We start from the raw sequence: 15,684 nt of genomic DNA, 5'->3' as shown, positions 1-15,684 counted from the left end.
GGTTATTGTCCTGCGATCTCGCGAAGCGCCGTAATGACCCGCTGGGTATCCGCTTCAGTCATGTCTGGGAATAACGGCAGCGAGCAGATGCGCGCGCTGTTCCATTCAGTATTTGGGAGCGAAAGGGTAGTGAAGCGTTCGCGATAATATTTTTGCGTATGGGCCGCACGAAAATGCAGACCGGTGCCGATATCTTTGGTCTTCAGCGCTTCCATCAGGGCATCTCTGCTCAGCCCGCAGCGCGTTTCGTCAACTCGAATGATGAATAAGTGCCAGGCATGAACGTGCGACCATTGGGGCAGGCCCAGCGGTTGAAATGGCGTATCAGCCAGCGCTTGTTGATAGTGCTGGGCAATTTGCGCCCGGCGTGAGTTCAGTTGCTCCAGCTTATTCAGCTGTACCAGCGCAATAGCGGCATTGATATCCGTCAGGTTGTATTTGTATCCAGGTGCAAGCACTTCGGCTTGTGGTGCCCGGCCGTAGGTTTGTCGATCAAAAGCATCAACGCCCAGACCGTGAAACTTCAGGCTGCGAAGCCGCTGAGCGAGCTGGCTGTCGTCGGTAACGATCAGTCCACCTTCCGCACAGGTGATATTTTTAATAGCGTGAAACGAGAAGATTGCCGTACCGCGAGCACCGACATGACGGCCCTTATACAATGTCCCTACGGCATGGGCTGCATCTTCTATTACCGGGATGCCATAACACTCGCCAATGGCATAAATCGCGTCGAGGTCGGCGGGAGCGCCAGCGTAATGTACCGGAACAATGGCTTTGGTTCGTGGGGTGATAGCGGCTTCAATTTGCTCAGGTGTGACCATAAGCGTATCGCGGTCGACATCGATCATGACGGGCGTTGCCCCCAGCAGGACAATCATGTTGAGGGTAGAAACCCACGTCATCGACGGCGTTATGACCTCGTCGCCTGCGCTTACGCCCAATGCCATCAGCGTGATGTGCATACCCGCCGTGGCGGAGCAGATGGCGACGGCGTGTTGATTTCCTGTGAGCTGACAGAAGGCTTCTTCCAGCTGTTGATTTTTCGGGCCGGTGGTTATCCACCCAGAGTCCAGAACTGCCTTCACTGCGGCAAGTTCTTCAGCACCCATTGCCGGGCGAGAGAAAGGCAAAAAGTCAGACATCATTATTCCTTCAAGCCATTTAACGCCACCAAAGCTTTATTTTTAGTGATAAACAGGGGCGTCGTTAATTATTTCATCAGGCTATAAAGGTTAATGACTGAAGGTTAATTTATCCTTAAGAGTTTAAGGTTTGGGATAGACGGATAAATAGAGGTGATTTTTATTTATCTTGATGAAATTAAATTATTTTTTCTGTTTTTGCGGCATTGCTGTTTGCTATAAGTTTATGAGTACAATGCCGCTATTCGGAATGTTAATTATATGCCGTTATTAAAATGATAACCTACAGTAACCCTTTCAAGGTTAACGTTTTACGCGTGGCGATATTTAAATCGTAGGCACCGAGATCTTCCGGTTTAACCCAGGCGAATGCCTGGAACTCTTCGTTAATCTTCACTTCACGATTCGCCGCCACACAATCGAAGATGAGATAAATCATGTAAATCTCTTCCTGACTGCCATCAGCATAGGTTTTAGTGCGAATATCATCACTGAAGGTCCAGGGGGTAATTTCTGATAACACCAGTTGTTCGCCCAGCTCTTCCCTCACTTCACGGCGCAGAGCTTCTTCAATACGTTCACCCGGTTCAACACCGCCACCGGAAAGCGCCCACTGACCGGGAAACACACCGCGGTCATCAGCCATTTTGCAGAGTAAATAGCAGCCATCGTTTTGAATTAATGGGCAAACAATCGTTCTTTGGCGCATCATTCGAGTCCTTGTGGGGGAGGTATAGAAAAATTCCATCATGTGCTCATCTTACCTTTTGCTGGCGGCAGAAAAAATGTTTCATTGGCAATTAAGAGCGCTTTGGCAGGGAAATCAGGATGTTTGTTGAAAATGACGTTCTGGGACGTTCATCTGTGTAATTGGCACAAGAATTTAACCTTTAACAAATCTTGTGAGTAGTATTTAGTTACAATATGTCATTGCATCGCTTTTTTAGCTCATTGATTCCTCGTCATCTGACAGTACAATTCATCGGTTTTGGGGCTATGTTTTGATTCTTGCTGGAAAGGATAGAAAATGAAAAAAAGTTTAATGTTGGGTTTTGCCGGAATGCTGTTTGTTTCCGCGTCGGCGAACGCGATTAGCATCAGCGGCCAGGCTGGTGAAGACTACACCAACCTGGGATTCGGTATGGGCACTGAGACCACCGGTCTGGCTGTCAGCGGTAACTGGATGCATAACGATGACGACGGTGATGTTGCCGGGCTGGGTTTAGGTCTGAATATCCCACTGGGGCCGCTGATGGCGACCGTTGGTGGTAAAGGTATTTATACCAATCCAAATGATGGCGATGAAGGCTATGCTGCCGCTGTCGGTGGTGGTTTACAATGGCCGATTGGCGATAGCTTCCGTCTGTTTGGTGAGTATTATTACTCTCCTGATTCACTTTCCAGCGGTATCGACAGCTATGAAGAAGGGAATGCCGGTGCGCGTCTGACCATTATGCGTCCGCTGAGCATCGAAGCCGGTTATCGTTACCTAAACCTGGCAGGCAAAGATGGCAACCGTGATAACGCGATTGCTGATGGCCCGTACGTTGGGGTTAACGCCAGCTTCTAACATTTCTGGCGCGGCGTTCAGTCGCGCCTTCCCCCCTCCATGCGTTATAGTGTTTTCATCATAAAAGCAGGAGAACACGATGTTAAACGTGGAGATGCTATCCACCGGGGATGAAGTGTTGCACGGACAAATCGTCGACACTAATGCCGCCTGGCTGGCCGATTTTTTCTTTAATCAGGGTTTACCGCTAACACGCCGCAACACGGTAGGTGACAATCTTAACGATTTGGTCGCCGTTTTGCGTGAGCGTAGCGAGCACGCCGATGTACTGATCGTTAATGGCGGTCTGGGACCTACCAGCGATGATTTGAGCGCGCTGGCAGCGGCAACGGCAAAAGGCGAAGGGTTGGTGCTGCATGAAGCATGGCTGGCCGAGATGGAGCGATATTTCCGCGATCGTGGCCGCGTGATGGCGCCAAGCAACCGCAAACAGGCTGAACTTCCGGCCAGCGCTGAGTTTATCAATAATCCGGTGGGTACCGCGTGTGGGTTCGCCCTGAAGCTTAACCGCTGCCTGATGTTCTTTACACCAGGTGTACCGTCAGAATTCAAAGTCATGGTGGAGCATGAGATCCTGCCTCGTTTGCGTGAGCGTTTCTCTTTGGCTCAGCCCCCGTTATGCCTGCGATTAACCACCTTTGGCCGTTCTGAAAGCGACCTGGCGCAGAGTCTGGATCCGCTCCCGTTGCCTCCGGGAGTAACAATGGGTTATCGCTCCTCAATGCCAATTATTGAGCTGAAGCTGACCGGTCCGGATTCCCAACGGGAAGCGATGCTGGCGCTGTGGCCAGAAGTTAAGCGGGTTGCCGGGCAGAATATGATTTTTGAAGGTACGGAAGGCTTACCCGCGCAAATCGCCCGCACGTTGCAAGAACGGCAATTCAGCCTGACGCTGAGCGAACAATTCACCGGTGGTCTGGTGGCATTGCAGCTTTCTCGTGCGAATGCGCCACTGTTGGCGAGTGAAGTGGTTCCGCCTCAGGAAGAAACGCTGGCGCAAACGGCGCATTGGATAACCGAACGACGCAGCAAACATTATGCTGGATTGGCACTCGCGATATCGGCTTTCGAAAACGAACATATTAACTTTGCGCTGGCCACGCCTGATGGGACACACGCCTTGCGCGTAAGGCTGAATGCAAATCGCTACAGCCTGGCGATTCGTCAGGAAGTGTGCGCGATGATGGCGCTAAATATGCTGCGCCGCTGGCTTAACAATCAGGATATCGCTAGCGAACACGGCTGGATCGAAGTGGTTGAGTCGTTGACGATTTAATTATTGATTGGGAAGGCTAAATGCCTTCCCAATCTGGCTCATGCGGTGGTATCGCCAGGCAATAGCCCGGTAATTAACTGAACTAAATCACGATCAATACCTTGTTCCAGCATTATGTGAGCGATACGTAAGGCTTCTTCTTGCGTACCTTTTTGCACCCCTTGTTCTAACCCTTGCTGTATCCCTTCTTGCAGTCCATTTTGGTGGCCTTCTTGCCTGAGTCTCTCTGCAATTGTCATCAGCTTCTCCTTGTGATGGGGGGATCGTTCGGCAACTTCGCGGATAAACTCGCTGACGCGAGAAACGTCGCCGTACCGTAGCAGGTAATTAAATAGCGTTTGTAGCTGGCTGTCATTAGCAGTGCTTGTAACTAATAGCGAGACCAGTCGATCCACTAACCCCATTAAGTCACGATCGCGGATATGTTTTTGCATCAACTCAAGCAGCGCAACCCTGCGATGCTGCGCGATTTCATCGTCAGGTATTACGGTAATGTCGACCAGCGGAAAAGCCTCTGAATACAGTTGTCGTGCCAGTTGCGGATTATCAAATTCATCCAGCCAGTTGAGCGACCAGGGATAGGGACTTTGTTGACCGTGATAAAACAGCATGGGGATCACCAGCGGCAGCGTTTTATTCCCGGCATCAAGATGATGCTGCATCGCCGCGGTGGCATAACGCATCAGGCGAAATGCCATATGCGGTACCGCGGTACTCTGATGTTCAATAACACAATAAATATAGCCCAGGCCTTCGCGGGTTTTTAGTGACCACACTACGTCGGAGTAGTATGCGCGGAGATCCTGTTCGATAAAACTGGTGGACTCCAGCTTCAGCGTTTGTAAATCACATATCTCACGTAATGCGATGGGAAGGTGTATATCCAGAAAATCCCGAGCCATCTCAGGGTAAGACATTATCTTTTTAAAAACGGCATCATGCGGTGTAGATGTAGTGGATTTAGCCATGGTAGTCCGTCACCAGAAAGAGAAGATGGCGTGACGGTATCTACTTTTAATATGCACTGCATGTGGGAAATGGGTTCTTTGCGTGGATGAATCAGAGATAAATACGCCCGACTGCAACGTATTCAATTAAGCGGAACGGGCTACGCAAAAATGCCCGGTAGCAAATGCTACCGGGCAACAGAGTTAACCCAACGCTTTGGCAAGCAGGGTGATAGGATGTTCGCAGCGCTTGCTTGTTGACATCTCAATCTGCCATTTACAGGTTTCGCAGTCGGTGACGACGATATCAGCGCCGCTTTCTTCAATCTGGCGGAATAACGGTGCGCCGATAGACTGTGAAGTCGGATAGTTTTCCTTTTTAAAGCCGTAAGTCCCGGCAATCCCGCAACACTGAGAATCCAGCACCGTCAGCTCCAGCCCTGGAATTTGTCGCAGTAGCTCCAGCGTATAGAGCGTCCAGCCCATTTTCTCCATGTGACATGGCGTGTGATAGACCACCTTCAGCGGCAGCGTTTTCAGCGGCAGCGTTTTACCTTCATCCAGCTTGCGCCATAGCCAGCGGGTTGCCAGTTCAATGTGTTCACGCAGGCCTGAGTTGTCGACATCCAGCACTTCCGGATATTCATCACGTAGCGCAAAGGTACAGGTTGATGAGGTGGCAATCACCGGAATGCCTTTGCCATCAATTGCCTCTCTGAGTGAGGCCACGTTGCTTACTGCCTGCTTACGCGCTTTATCGGTAAAACCGTTGGCAATCAGCGGCACGCCGCAGCATTTCTCTTTACTCAGCAGTTGCACGCCGGTTCCCATCGCATTCAAAACCTTGATCAGGTCTTTGCCGAGCTGGGGATGGTTGTAATTCACAAAACAGCCGTGGAAAAAGGCGACCTGATCCTGATACTGCGCCTGCTGTGCGGCAACGCTACGATACCAGCGGCGGAAGGTGCCAAAGGAGTACTTCGGCAGCGTACGGCGATGATCGATTTTTAACGCGTAATCCAGCAATTGACGCACCGGTTTTAATGAGGTGGCGGTATTCACTATTGGGGCGAAGGGGGTGGATACGCTACCCATTAAATCGGTATGGCTTAAGACAAAGTTACGCAACGATGGGCGCGTCGTGTCGTATTTGGCACGCGCGCGCTGGATGATATCGCCGATTTTCACGTCTGACGGACAGGCCACTTCGCAGCGTTTACAGTTGATGCAGTATTTCAGCGCGTCGTCATATAGCGCGCCATCTTTCAGGCGCAGACGTTCACCGTCCGGGCCGGCCTGCTTAGGGCCCGGGTAGCTCGGATTGACGCGGCTTACCGGGCAGGCGGTGGTGCACACCGTACATTTGATACAACTTTCAAAACGTGTGTCGCTCATTGCTGTCCTCCTGCACGTTTCGCAATATGATGCGCGGCATGTAAGGCGCTAACTGCGCACACGCCGCCTCCGCAACCCTGGGCGATAGGGTCGAATCCGCCGAGGACGGAACCGATGGCATACATGTTCTCTATCGTTTTTCCCGCCAGTGATGGACGCAATGCGGTATCGGTTGTTACGCCAAACTGTTGCCACGGTTGTGGATCGAAAACATCACGCTGATACCACTCGGCGCGGGTAGCTGTTTGCTGTACATCCAGTCCCAGGATTGGTTCGTGGATTGCCTCACGCGTGGCGACCAGCCCGCTGCTGAAGAAGCTGCCGCTGGCGAGCACGGCGAAACGTGGCCGCAAGGGGATATCGGCATGATTTCGGGTCCAGATTTCGCTGACCACGCCATCCTGACAGGTGATTTTTTTCACTTCATCACCCGGCATCCACACACCGCCCTGGCGCACAAACTGGCGCTGTAATTTGTTGTGCAAACGCATGCCCAGCACCGAAGGTGGTAGGGTCGGTAACAGTGTCAGCGAGCAGGGGAGGCGCTCGTTAAGCCACTGCCAGAGCCGCTCATCGGCCAGACCAAAGCATGCCGGCATGATTATCATGTCGCAGGTTTTTGCCATTGGCAGCAATGCGTCATAGAGCAGCGACCATTTATCTTCGTTATCCAGCAGGCGCGCAATATTAACGGCGCGAAACTCGGTTGGGTTATCACGCAGGACATCCAGCTCCGGCAGCTCGATTTCTGCCGTCTCGACGCTGAGATTGCGTTGGCGTAATGACGCTGCGGCGAGATGCGCCTGAAAATCCAGTAACCCGCTAATCCCTACAACGCAGATACGCTGCGCGGACAGCGGCCAGACCGGCACTTCCGGGGAACTTAACCAGGTTGAGCGCAGGGTGCCCAGCGGGGTAACACGTTGATGCGCCTGATGCACTTTGCCCTGCAAATGCGTTCCGCATTCATCCAGTAAATTTTGCGCCTGCTGGGCCAGTTCCAGAACGTTCTGCGTTCCGATGGTGCTATACGGATGTGTGGGTGCCTGAGTGCGCAGCGCATTCAAACCCGCTTCTATATCCGTCACCGGTTGACCATCGGGTAAGCTGCTGAGCAAATCCAGTGAGCCGGAGGAAAAATGCAGGGCGCTTTGGCCGCGGGTAACAATCGTGCAGCGCAGTCCGCTTTTTTGCAGTTGCAGGCCACATAGCAGTCCGGCGAGGCCGCCGCCGATAATGACGGTATCAAATTTCATCCTGGTGCTCCTTTTCCAGACCACACAACCCTTGATAAACCCAGCGCGTGAATTCGCTTTCGCGCAGTGCATCTCCCCAGGCGATAGGCTGCACGCCTTTCCAGCGTTCATTGAGGAAGTCGGAAAGCTGGGTAATGGACTGCGCTGCGGTAGTGACATTAAAACGTTGCAGTAAACCTGCGGCGCGGCAGGCACACAATTCGCCCTGGCAGGTCCCCATTCCAACACGGGTACGGCGACGCAAATCGAGCAGGCTGTTGACGGTTAAATTCTCGACGGCGTATTGCACTTCGCCTGCGGTGACTGCTTCGCATTCGCAGACCAGACTGCGGTGCTGACGGCCTTCGCTAAGCCACGCAGGGGTGCGATCGCCGTGACGGTAGACCGCCGAGCCGCGCAGTGGCGCGGGCAATGAGATCACGCGTTTAAGCGTATGCTCGGTAGTTTCCTGTGAGCCAGGCAGCGCGGTGTCTGCCGTTGTGCAAGGCTGGGTATTGCCCAGCTTACGACAAACGGCATCGGTGGCCCATTCCGCCATCAGGCGGTAGGTCATCAGTTTGCCGCCGGTAATGGTGATAAATCCGTCCAGTCCGTCACGTTCAGCGTGATCGAACAGTACAATCCCACGGCTGACGTTACGACCGCTTGGGTCGTCGTCGCTAGCCACCAGCGGGCGTACGCCAGAGTAGGCGCGTAAAATGCGTGTTTTCGCCATAATCGGCGCCAGCTTCTCGCCTTCACGCAGCAGAATATCGACCTCTTCTGCGGTGACGCGGTTGCTGTCGATATCGTCGTAATCAATGTGCTGTGAGGTGGTACCGATCAGTGAAATGGTATCGCCAGGCACCAGAATATCGGCGTCAGATGGCTTACGGCAGCGGTTAATGACATGCTGGTTAATGCGATGATCCATAATCAGCAACGAACCTTTGGCCGGGAACATACGGATGCTCAGATCGGCATATTCCGCAATGCGTTGACCCCAGATCCCAGCGGCGTTGACGACAACCGGTGCATGCAGGGACTGCATTTCGCCTGTCAGATGATTGCGCACGTTAACGCCGCAAACCGTTGCGCCTTCGCGGATCAGTCCCGTCACTTCATGCGCCGTTAAGATAACCGCGCCATGCTCACGCGCATCCAGCATGTTAGCTGCTGTTAAGCGGAAAGGATCGACCGTGCCGTCTGGTACTTTTACTGCACCAATCAGCTGTGGATTCACAGAAGGTTCGATAATACGTGCCTGCTGAGGATCAATCGCTTCTGCGCGAATCCCTGCCTCTTCACAGGCGCGAATAAAGGTGGACTGGAAGGACAGCTCATCCTCCGGCAGGGTGATAAACAGACCGTCCGTTGGCTCAACGCAATGGCGGGCGATACGTTTCAGAATTTGGTTTTCGCTGATGCACTCACGGGCAGATTCAGCGTCGGTGACGGCGTAGCGTGCACCGCTGTGCAGCAGGCCGTGGTTGCGCCCGGTCGCACCTGTGGCGATATCGTGGCGTTCCACTAAGATGACGCGCAACCCGCGCAGCGCACAGTCACGTGCGATCCCTGCACCTGTTGCTCCTCCACCAATGATAATCACGTCACTTGTTTGCGAGTCGCGAGTTTTCATTGTTTTTCCTCACAGTTCGTTTTTTATCATTTAGCCACATAAAAAACATGGATTGTTTGATTTCGCGCATAATCGCTCATTATTCGAAAATGAAATGTGATTTCGTGCGCCTTTATGAACATTTGTCATAAATCTGTAACAATATGTGCTGCGTTTCACATTTTTGTTATGTATCTTTCCTTAACATCGCGGCCACACTGGGAGCGGTAGGGTAGTAATGACGAACTGCAGTGTTTACTTCGAATGAAAGACGGCCACGGAGGCTACACTATGTTGAGCATTTTTAAACCAGCGTCACACACGGCGCGTTTACCTGCAGCGGAGATCGACCCGACATATCGTCGATTACGTTGGCAGATTTTTCTGGGGATTTTCTTTGGTTATGCCGCGTACTATCTGGTACGTAAGAACTTTGCCCTTGCGATGCCGTATCTGGTTGAGCAAGGTTTCTCGCGTGGCGATCTGGGTTTTGCGTTGTCCGGTATCTCCATTGCTTACGGATTTTCGAAATTCATCATGGGGTCCATTTCGGATCGCTCGAATCCGCGCGTTTTCCTGCCAGCCGGTCTGATTCTGGCCGCCGCAGTGATGCTGTTCATGGGCTTTGTGCCGTGGGCGACATCGAGTATTGCTATTATGTTTGTGCTGCTGTTCCTCTGCGGATGGTTCCAGGGGATGGGCTGGCCTCCGTGTGGCCGTACTATGGTGCACTGGTGGTCGCAGAAAGAGCGTGGAGGAATTGTTTCCGTCTGGAACTGTGCGCACAACGTGGGTGGCGGTCTGCCTCCGCTGTTGTTCCTGCTGGGTATGGCCTGGTTCAATGACTGGAAAGCGGCGCTGTATATGCCTGCTTTCGGTGCGATCGTCGTCGCGCTGATTGCTTTTGCCCTGATGCGTGATACGCCGCAGTCCTGTGGTCTGCCGCCTATCGAAGAGTATAAGAACGACTATCCGGACGATTACACCGAGAAAGCTGAAGAAGAGCTGACTGCGAAGCAGATCTTCATGCAGTACGTACTGCCGAACAAACTGTTGTGGTACATCGCTATCGCTAACGTGTTTGTTTATCTGCTGCGTTACGGCATCCTGGACTGGTCACCGACCTACCTGAAAGAAGTGAAGCATTTCGCACTGGACAAGTCATCCTGGGCCTACTTCCTGTATGAGTATGCGGGTATTCCGGGCACGCTGCTGTGCGGCTGGATGTCGGATAAAGTCTTCCGTGGTAACCGTGGCGCGACCGGCGTGTTCTTTATGACGCTGGTAACTATTGCAACCATCGTTTACTGGATGAACCCGGCAGGCAACCCGAACGTGGATATGGCTTGTATGATCATCATCGGCTTCCTGATCTACGGCCCGGTAATGTTGATTGGTCTGCACGCGCTGGAACTGGCACCGAAAAAAGCGGCGGGAACGGCGGCTGGCTTTACCGGTCTGTTCGGTTATCTCGGTGGTTCTGTGGCCGCGAGCGCCATTGTTGGTTACACCGTTGACTTCTTCGGTTGGGACGGCGGCTTTATGGTGATGATTGGCGGTAGCGTGCTGGCGGTTATTCTGCTGGTAGTCGTCATGATTGGCGAAAAACGCCATCACGAAGAGATGGAACTGAAGCGTAACGGGGGCTAATAGATGAAAACCACATTGAAAAGTCTCAGCGTGGCGCTGATGCTCGCAGGTATGGTGGTCAGCAGTGCAGCGGTTGCCGCAGATAAAATCGTGATTGCGCATCGTGGCGCCAGCGGTTATCTGCCGGAGCATACGCTGCCAGCAAAAGCGATGGCCTATGCCCAGGGTGCGGATTATCTGGAGCAGGATTTGGTTATGACCAAGGATGACCATCTGGTCGTCCTGCATGACCACTATCTTGACCGCGTCACCGATGTTGCCGAGCGTTTTCCGGATCGTGCGCGTAAAGATGGGCGTTACTACGCCATCGACTTTACGCTGGATGAAATTAAATCGCTGAAATTTACCGAAGGCTTCGATATCGAAAATGGCAAAAAGGTCCAGACCTACCCAGGGCGCTTCCCGATGGGTAAATCTGATTTCCGCGTGCACACGTTCGAAGAAGAGATTGAGTTTGTTCAGGGATTAAATCATTCCACCGGTAAAAACATCGGTATTTACCCGGAAATGAAAGCACCGTGGTTCCATCACCAGGAAGGGAAGGACATTGCGGCTAAAACACTGGAAGTACTGAAAAAGTACGGGTATACCGACAAGAACGACAAGGTCTATCTACAGTGTTTTGATGTTGCAGAGTTGAAGCGCATTAAAAATGAACTGGAACCGAAGATGGGGATGGATCTCAATCTGGTACAGTTGATTGCGTACACTGACTGGAATGAAACCCAGGAGAAAAAGCCGGACGGCAGTTGGGTGAATTACAACTACGACTGGATGTTTAAACCGGGTGCCATGAAGCAGGTTGCGCAGTATGCGGACGGCATTGGGCCGGACTACCACATGCTGATTGATGAGAAGTCGAAGAAGGGCAATATCTCGTTAACTGGCATGGTACAGGACGCACATCAGAGTAAGATGGTGGTGCATCCTTATACCGTTCGTGCCGATCAACTGCCGGATTACACCACTGACGTAAACCAGCTGTATGACATTCTTTATAACAAGGCGGGCGTTGACGGGCTGTTCACCGACTTCCCCGACAAAGCAGTGAAATTCTTGAATAAAGAGTGATGGTGTAAGGCCTGTGATGCACCTCCGGTCACAGGCCTTAATGGATGAACGTTTTAACTGCTAGATAAGGCCGTCTGCTGTCAACGTTTCCATACATGCCTGCAGGAGAAATAAAGGGCTGCCGTCCACCGGCGGCTCTTTTGCCAGTAAGGATATCTGTCGATAGAACGTTGGTTCCAGCGCGACTGAGCGTACTTTCCCACCAACCGCCTTCAGCGTTAATTCCGGTAATAATGCTATACCCAGCCCCTGACGAATAAAGCTCATCGCGGTATCCGGATGGTTAAACTCGTATTTAATGACCGGTTCAATCCCCTTCTCTTTAAATAGCGCCATGATGCTTAATTCATAGCGACCTTTGCTGATAATGAGCGGTTCTCCAACCAGTTGTTCCACTGAAATCGTGCTATTGGCCGCCAGCGGATGGCTTTCAGGAACTACAACGGTAAATTTGTCGCGATACACCGGTACGCAGTACATGCCATTTACCGGGAAATGCACAAATCCCGCATCGATATCCCCACTGCGCAGGGAATCAACTATTGCCGTGCTGTTTTCTTCATAAGGGATAATTTTGATATGCGGGTGGTGCTGTTCGAAGTGGTGGATGATGCCGGGCAAAATGCAGGCACAGGCGCTGGGAAAGCAGCCGATACGCAGGGTTCTGGCCGGGTTTTGTCGCTCCTGCTCGGCAATCTCTTTCACCGCGTTGGTTTCAGACACGATCGTCCGCAGGTGTGAAACGATCCGACTCCCGGCCGGACTAAGTTGAATGTCTTTGCGGCGTTCGCGGATAAGAATATCAACCCCTAGCTCTTCCTCTAGCGCTGAAATTGCCTGGCTAACGGCGGATTGGGTCATGTACAGCCGCTTGCTGGCTTCGGTAAATCCACCGTACTCAAGTACGGCAAGCAGGGCGTGGATCTGGGTTAGTGTCATTAGTTTCTTCTAATCAACAATATTAAAACGATTAATTTCTCTAATATAATGGACCTGTTTATACTTGCGGTCTACCGTAAAATCACACTTCGACGCACCTGTCCGTAGTTCAGTTGAGCTGAGCGTTGCCTGCGTGCGCCGTCTGGACAGGTTGTCGAATATGAAAGAAAAACTGTGGACGAAAGATTTTTGGGCAATAACGATAATCAGCTTTATTATATTTTTTGTTTTTTATGTCCTGCTCACGCTGTTACCGATCTATATTTCGGATCGCCTGCATGCCACTCCAGATAAGGCCGGATTATTAGTCACCTTCTTTTTGGGGGCCGCAATTGTTGTGCGCCCGTTTGCGGGACAATGGGTAGGAAAATATTCGAATAAAACAATTCTGGTGCTCTCTTCTCTGGCCTTTTTGGTGGTCACTGCGCTGTATCCTGTTTGCCACTCAATTGAATCACTGCTGTTGATTCGGGTGCTTCATGGTGTAACGTTTGGCGTTATTACTACGGTAAAAGGAACGATTTCCGCGCGGTTGATACCGGCCTCCCGACGTGGGGAGGGCATCAGTTTTTTCTCGTTAGCCATGGGACTGGCAATGGTTGTGGGGCCGTGGGTAGGGCTGAACATGGCACGCTGGGAAGCTTTTACCACAGCATTCTGGCTGTGTAGCGCGGTTGCCGTACTGGGTATTATCCTGTCATTGATTGTCGCCGTACCGCCGGTTATCCGTCATGCTGACGGCTCAAAACCGAAGCTGGGATTTGCGGCAATGTTTGATCGCGCCGCACTGCCTTTCGCGATGGTGACGTTTTTCATGACCTTTTCCTACGCGGGCGTTTCCGCTTTTCTCGCACTGTATGCGCGCGAGCTCGATCTGATGGCCGCCGCCAGTAATTTCCTGTTGTGTTACGCCATTTGCCTGATGATCTGTCGAACCTTTACCGGCAATGTTTGTGATAAAAAAGGGCCGAAATACGTGGTCTATCCATGTTTGCTCGCTTTCACAGTCGGGCTGGTGGCGCTTGGCTATACTAACGGTAGCATTATGATGATTATTTCCGGTGGATTAATTGGCATCGGTTATGGTTCGGTCACGCCCGTATTTCAGACACAAATTATTAGTTCGGTGGAACCCCATAAAATTGGTATCGCTAATTCGCTGTTTTTCAATGCGATGGATGCAGGAATGGCAATCGGCGCGTTTATCATGGGGATGATGGTCGAGGGTGTGGGATATCGGGCGATTTATCTGGTGGGGGCGCTGCTGGTGGTACTGGCCGGGGTGTTGTATATCATGCAGATGAAAAAACGCGGAGACGTGGTACTGGTCTCCGCGCATGAAGTTCACTAAACACTACAGCTCTATTTCAATATCGCCTTTTGCCCGGCAACAGCACGGCAATATTTCACCGGGCTGAATGAAGGCCAGCGGTTCTGCAATCCAGTCAACCTGTCCCGCCACCAGGCGGGTACGGCAGGAGCCGCAGTAGCCTTCACGACACTGATATTCGACTTCAACATCGTGCGACTCGAGCGCGGCAAGCAGGGAAGGGTGTTCATCCTGGCACAGTAACTGCGTGCCAGAGATGCGCAGAGTCACGCGGCCCATCAGAGCTGGAAGTTACTCAGATCGTCAGTATCGACTTCGGCATCGATCTGGCCGACCAGATAAGAGCTGACTTCCACTTCCTGCGGCGCAACCTGGACGTTGTCAGACACCAGCCAGGTATTGATCCAAGGGATCGGGTTAGAACGTGTCTGGAATGGCAGATCGAGTCCAACAGCCTGCATACGGATGTTGGTGATGTACTCAACGTACTGGCACAGAATGTCTTTGTTCAGGCCAATCATTGAGCCATCACGGAACAGATAGTCTGCCCACTCTTTTTCCTGCAGCGCGGCCTGTACGAACAGGTCGTAGCACTCTTGTTTGCACTCTTCGGCAATTTCCGCCATCTCCGGATCGTCCACGCCGCTGCGCAGCAGGTTCAGCATATGCTGAGTACCGGTCAGGTGCAGGGCTTCGTCGCGGGCGATCAGACGAATAATTTTCGCGTTGCCTTCCATCAGTTCACGTTCGGCGAAGGCGAAAGAGCAGGCGAAGCTGACATAAAAGCGGATCGCTTCCAGCGCGTTCACGCTCATCAGGCACAGATACAGCTTCTTCTTCAGCTCACGCAGGTTTACGACAACCGTTTTACCATTAACGGTATGCGTACCTTCACCGAGCAAATGCCAGTAGCTGGTCATCTCGATCAATTCGTCGTAGTAGCTGGAGATGCCTTCTGCGCGTTTCTGGATTTGCTCGTTGGTGACGATATCGTCAAACACCACCGCCGGATCGTTAACAATATTACGGATGATGTGGGTGTAAGAGCGGGAGTGGATCGTTTCAGAAAACGCCCAAGTTTCCACCCAGGTTTCCAGTTCAGGGATCGAGATTAACGGCAGCAGCGCGACGTTAGGACTACGTCCCTGAATGGAGTCCAGCAGCGTCTGATACTTCAGGTTGCTGATGAAGATATGTTTTTCATGTTCCGGCAATGCCTGGAAGTCGATACGATCGCGAGAAACATCGACTTCTTCCGGACGCCAGAAGAAAGAGAGCTGCTTTTCGATCAGTTTTTCAAAGATGTCATATTTTTGCTGATCGTAGCGGGCGACGTTCACCGGCTGGCCGAAGAACATCGGTTCCAGAAGCTGATCATTTTTCGTCTGTGAAAAAGTGGTGTATGCCATTGATGTGAATCCTGTCTGGAATGTACTGCCGGATGCGCTTTGCTTATCCGGCCTACAATACCGCGAATTAATTTGTAGGCCGGGTAAGCGCTACGCCACCCG

Annotated in this window: 14 protein-coding genes; 5 read left to right on the top strand and 9 right to left on the bottom strand. The window is 52.0% G+C overall.

All coding sequences use genetic code 11. The features are described from left to right. Positions 1 to 2: 2 nt before the first annotated feature. Both arnB and nudI read right to left on the bottom strand, forming a co-directional pair. Positions 3 to 1,142: a UDP-4-amino-4-deoxy-L-arabinose aminotransferase gene (gene arnB / locus OGY72_RS11060; RefSeq protein ID WP_148361711.1), complete on the bottom strand. Its 1,140-nt coding sequence runs from the start codon at positions 1,140 to 1,142 to the stop codon at positions 3 to 5. A gap of 283 nt (positions 1,143 to 1,425) precedes the next feature. After that, positions 1,426 to 1,851: a nucleoside triphosphatase NudI gene (gene nudI / locus OGY72_RS11055; protein ID WP_125112762.1), complete on the bottom strand. Its 426-nt coding sequence runs from the start codon at positions 1,849 to 1,851 to the stop codon at positions 1,426 to 1,428. 318 nt (positions 1,852 to 2,169) lie between these two features. Between nudI and OGY72_RS11050 the strand changes: the two genes are divergently transcribed. Together OGY72_RS11050 and OGY72_RS11045 are read left to right on the top strand one after the other, a co-directional pair. Continuing rightward, positions 2,170 to 2,712, top strand: a complete 543-nt coding sequence (locus OGY72_RS11050) for a YfaZ family protein (protein WP_286547769.1) — start codon at positions 2,170 to 2,172, stop codon at positions 2,710 to 2,712. Positions 2,713 to 2,791: 79 nt separating this feature from the next. Next, positions 2,792 to 3,988 carry a nicotinamide mononucleotide deamidase-related protein YfaY gene (locus OGY72_RS11045; protein WP_008785325.1) on the top strand — a complete coding sequence of 399 codons (1,197 nt, stop codon included), beginning with the start codon at positions 2,792 to 2,794 and terminating at the stop codon, positions 3,986 to 3,988. A gap of 38 nt (positions 3,989 to 4,026) precedes the next feature. On the opposite strand, the gene OGY72_RS11040 is transcribed toward OGY72_RS11045, so the two are convergent. From OGY72_RS11040 to glpA, 4 genes are all read right to left on the bottom strand, one after another. Next, positions 4,027 to 4,956, bottom strand: coding sequence for an Rpn family recombination-promoting nuclease/putative transposase (locus OGY72_RS11040; protein ID WP_286547768.1), 930 nt, complete (start codon positions 4,954 to 4,956; stop codon positions 4,027 to 4,029). A gap of 183 nt (positions 4,957 to 5,139) precedes the next feature. Beyond that, positions 5,140 to 6,330 carry an anaerobic glycerol-3-phosphate dehydrogenase subunit GlpC gene (glpC, locus tag OGY72_RS11035; protein WP_003834686.1) on the bottom strand — a complete coding sequence of 397 codons (1,191 nt, stop codon included), beginning with the start codon at positions 6,328 to 6,330 and terminating at the stop codon, positions 5,140 to 5,142. Next, a complete protein-coding gene (glpB, locus tag OGY72_RS11030) occupies positions 6,327 to 7,586 on the bottom strand; it encodes a glycerol-3-phosphate dehydrogenase subunit GlpB (RefSeq protein ID WP_003834683.1) in 1,260 nt (419 codons plus the stop codon). The genes glpC and glpB overlap by 4 nt, the downstream gene beginning before the upstream one ends. Then, positions 7,576 to 9,204 (bottom strand): anaerobic glycerol-3-phosphate dehydrogenase subunit A, encoded by a 1,629-nt coding sequence (gene glpA, locus OGY72_RS11025; RefSeq protein ID WP_148361714.1) that lies wholly within the window; start codon positions 9,202 to 9,204, stop codon positions 7,576 to 7,578. The genes glpB and glpA overlap by 11 nt, the downstream gene beginning before the upstream one ends. Positions 9,205 to 9,474: 270 nt before the next feature. Between glpA and glpT the strand changes: the two genes are divergently transcribed. After that, positions 9,475 to 10,833 carry a glycerol-3-phosphate transporter gene (glpT, locus tag OGY72_RS11020; protein ID WP_003834677.1) on the top strand — a complete coding sequence of 453 codons (1,359 nt, stop codon included), beginning with the start codon at positions 9,475 to 9,477 and terminating at the stop codon, positions 10,831 to 10,833. Positions 10,834 to 10,836: 3 nt separating this feature from the next. Next, a complete protein-coding gene (glpQ, locus tag OGY72_RS11015) occupies positions 10,837 to 11,904 on the top strand; it encodes a glycerophosphodiester phosphodiesterase (protein ID WP_003834675.1) in 1,068 nt (355 codons plus the stop codon). A gap of 60 nt (positions 11,905 to 11,964) precedes the next feature. On the opposite strand, the gene OGY72_RS11010 is transcribed toward glpQ, so the two are convergent. Then, positions 11,965 to 12,843, bottom strand: a complete 879-nt coding sequence (locus OGY72_RS11010) for a LysR family transcriptional regulator (RefSeq protein ID WP_008785317.1) — start codon at positions 12,841 to 12,843, stop codon at positions 11,965 to 11,967. A 160-nt stretch (positions 12,844 to 13,003) separates the two neighbouring features. On the opposite strand from OGY72_RS11010, the gene OGY72_RS11005 reads away from it, so the two are divergent. Further along, positions 13,004 to 14,194, top strand: a complete 1,191-nt coding sequence (locus tag OGY72_RS11005; protein WP_286547767.1) for an MFS transporter — start codon at positions 13,004 to 13,006, stop codon at positions 14,192 to 14,194. A gap of 3 nt (positions 14,195 to 14,197) precedes the next feature. Here OGY72_RS11005 and yfaE read toward each other — a convergent pair whose 3' ends face one another. Further along, entirely contained in the window at positions 14,198 to 14,452 is a 255-nt protein-coding gene (yfaE, locus tag OGY72_RS11000) for a ferredoxin-like diferric-tyrosyl radical cofactor maintenance protein YfaE (protein ID WP_003027609.1), read from the bottom strand. Beyond that, positions 14,452 to 15,582 (bottom strand): class Ia ribonucleoside-diphosphate reductase subunit beta, encoded by a 1,131-nt coding sequence (nrdB, locus tag OGY72_RS10995; RefSeq protein ID WP_003834668.1) that lies wholly within the window; start codon positions 15,580 to 15,582, stop codon positions 14,452 to 14,454. Before nrdB ends, yfaE begins: the two co-directional genes overlap by 1 nt. Positions 15,583 to 15,684: the final 102 nt, after the last annotated feature.

Source organism: Citrobacter sp. Cpo221 (assembly GCF_030332345.1).
Taxonomy (GTDB): domain Bacteria; phylum Pseudomonadota; class Gammaproteobacteria; order Enterobacterales; family Enterobacteriaceae; genus Citrobacter; species Citrobacter portucalensis.
Note: the sequence above shows the minus strand (reverse complement) of the source record. Positions and strands in the feature narration are given on the sequence as shown.

Excerpts from the sequence above, each read along its gene's own strand:
- OGY72_RS11005 (WP_286547767.1), top strand. The coding sequence starts at position 13,004 with ATGAAAGAAAAACTGTGGACGAAAGATTTTTGGGCAATAACGATAATC.
- arnB (WP_148361711.1), bottom strand. The coding sequence starts at position 1,142 with ATGTCTGACTTTTTGCCTTTCTCTCGCCCGGCAATGGGTGCTGAAGAA.
- OGY72_RS11050 (WP_286547769.1), top strand. The coding sequence starts at position 2,170 with ATGAAAAAAAGTTTAATGTTGGGTTTTGCCGGAATGCTGTTTGTTTCC.
- glpB (WP_003834683.1), bottom strand. The coding sequence starts at position 7,586 with ATGAAATTTGATACCGTCATTATCGGCGGCGGCCTCGCCGGACTGCTA.
- nrdB (WP_003834668.1), bottom strand. The coding sequence starts at position 15,582 with ATGGCATACACCACTTTTTCACAGACGAAAAATGATCAGCTTCTGGAA.
- glpQ (WP_003834675.1), top strand. The coding sequence starts at position 10,837 with ATGAAAACCACATTGAAAAGTCTCAGCGTGGCGCTGATGCTCGCAGGT.
- OGY72_RS11045 (WP_008785325.1), top strand. The coding sequence starts at position 2,792 with ATGTTAAACGTGGAGATGCTATCCACCGGGGATGAAGTGTTGCACGGA.
- nudI (WP_125112762.1), bottom strand. The coding sequence starts at position 1,851 with ATGCGCCAAAGAACGATTGTTTGCCCATTAATTCAAAACGATGGCTGC.
- glpT (WP_003834677.1), top strand. The coding sequence starts at position 9,475 with ATGTTGAGCATTTTTAAACCAGCGTCACACACGGCGCGTTTACCTGCA.
- OGY72_RS11010 (WP_008785317.1), bottom strand. The coding sequence starts at position 12,843 with ATGACACTAACCCAGATCCACGCCCTGCTTGCCGTACTTGAGTACGGT.
- glpA (WP_148361714.1), bottom strand. The coding sequence starts at position 9,204 with ATGAAAACTCGCGACTCGCAAACAAGTGACGTGATTATCATTGGTGGA.
- glpC (WP_003834686.1), bottom strand. The coding sequence starts at position 6,330 with ATGAGCGACACACGTTTTGAAAGTTGTATCAAATGTACGGTGTGCACC.
- yfaE (WP_003027609.1), bottom strand. The coding sequence starts at position 14,452 with ATGGGCCGCGTGACTCTGCGCATCTCTGGCACGCAGTTACTGTGCCAG.
- OGY72_RS11040 (WP_286547768.1), bottom strand. The coding sequence starts at position 4,956 with ATGGCTAAATCCACTACATCTACACCGCATGATGCCGTTTTTAAAAAG.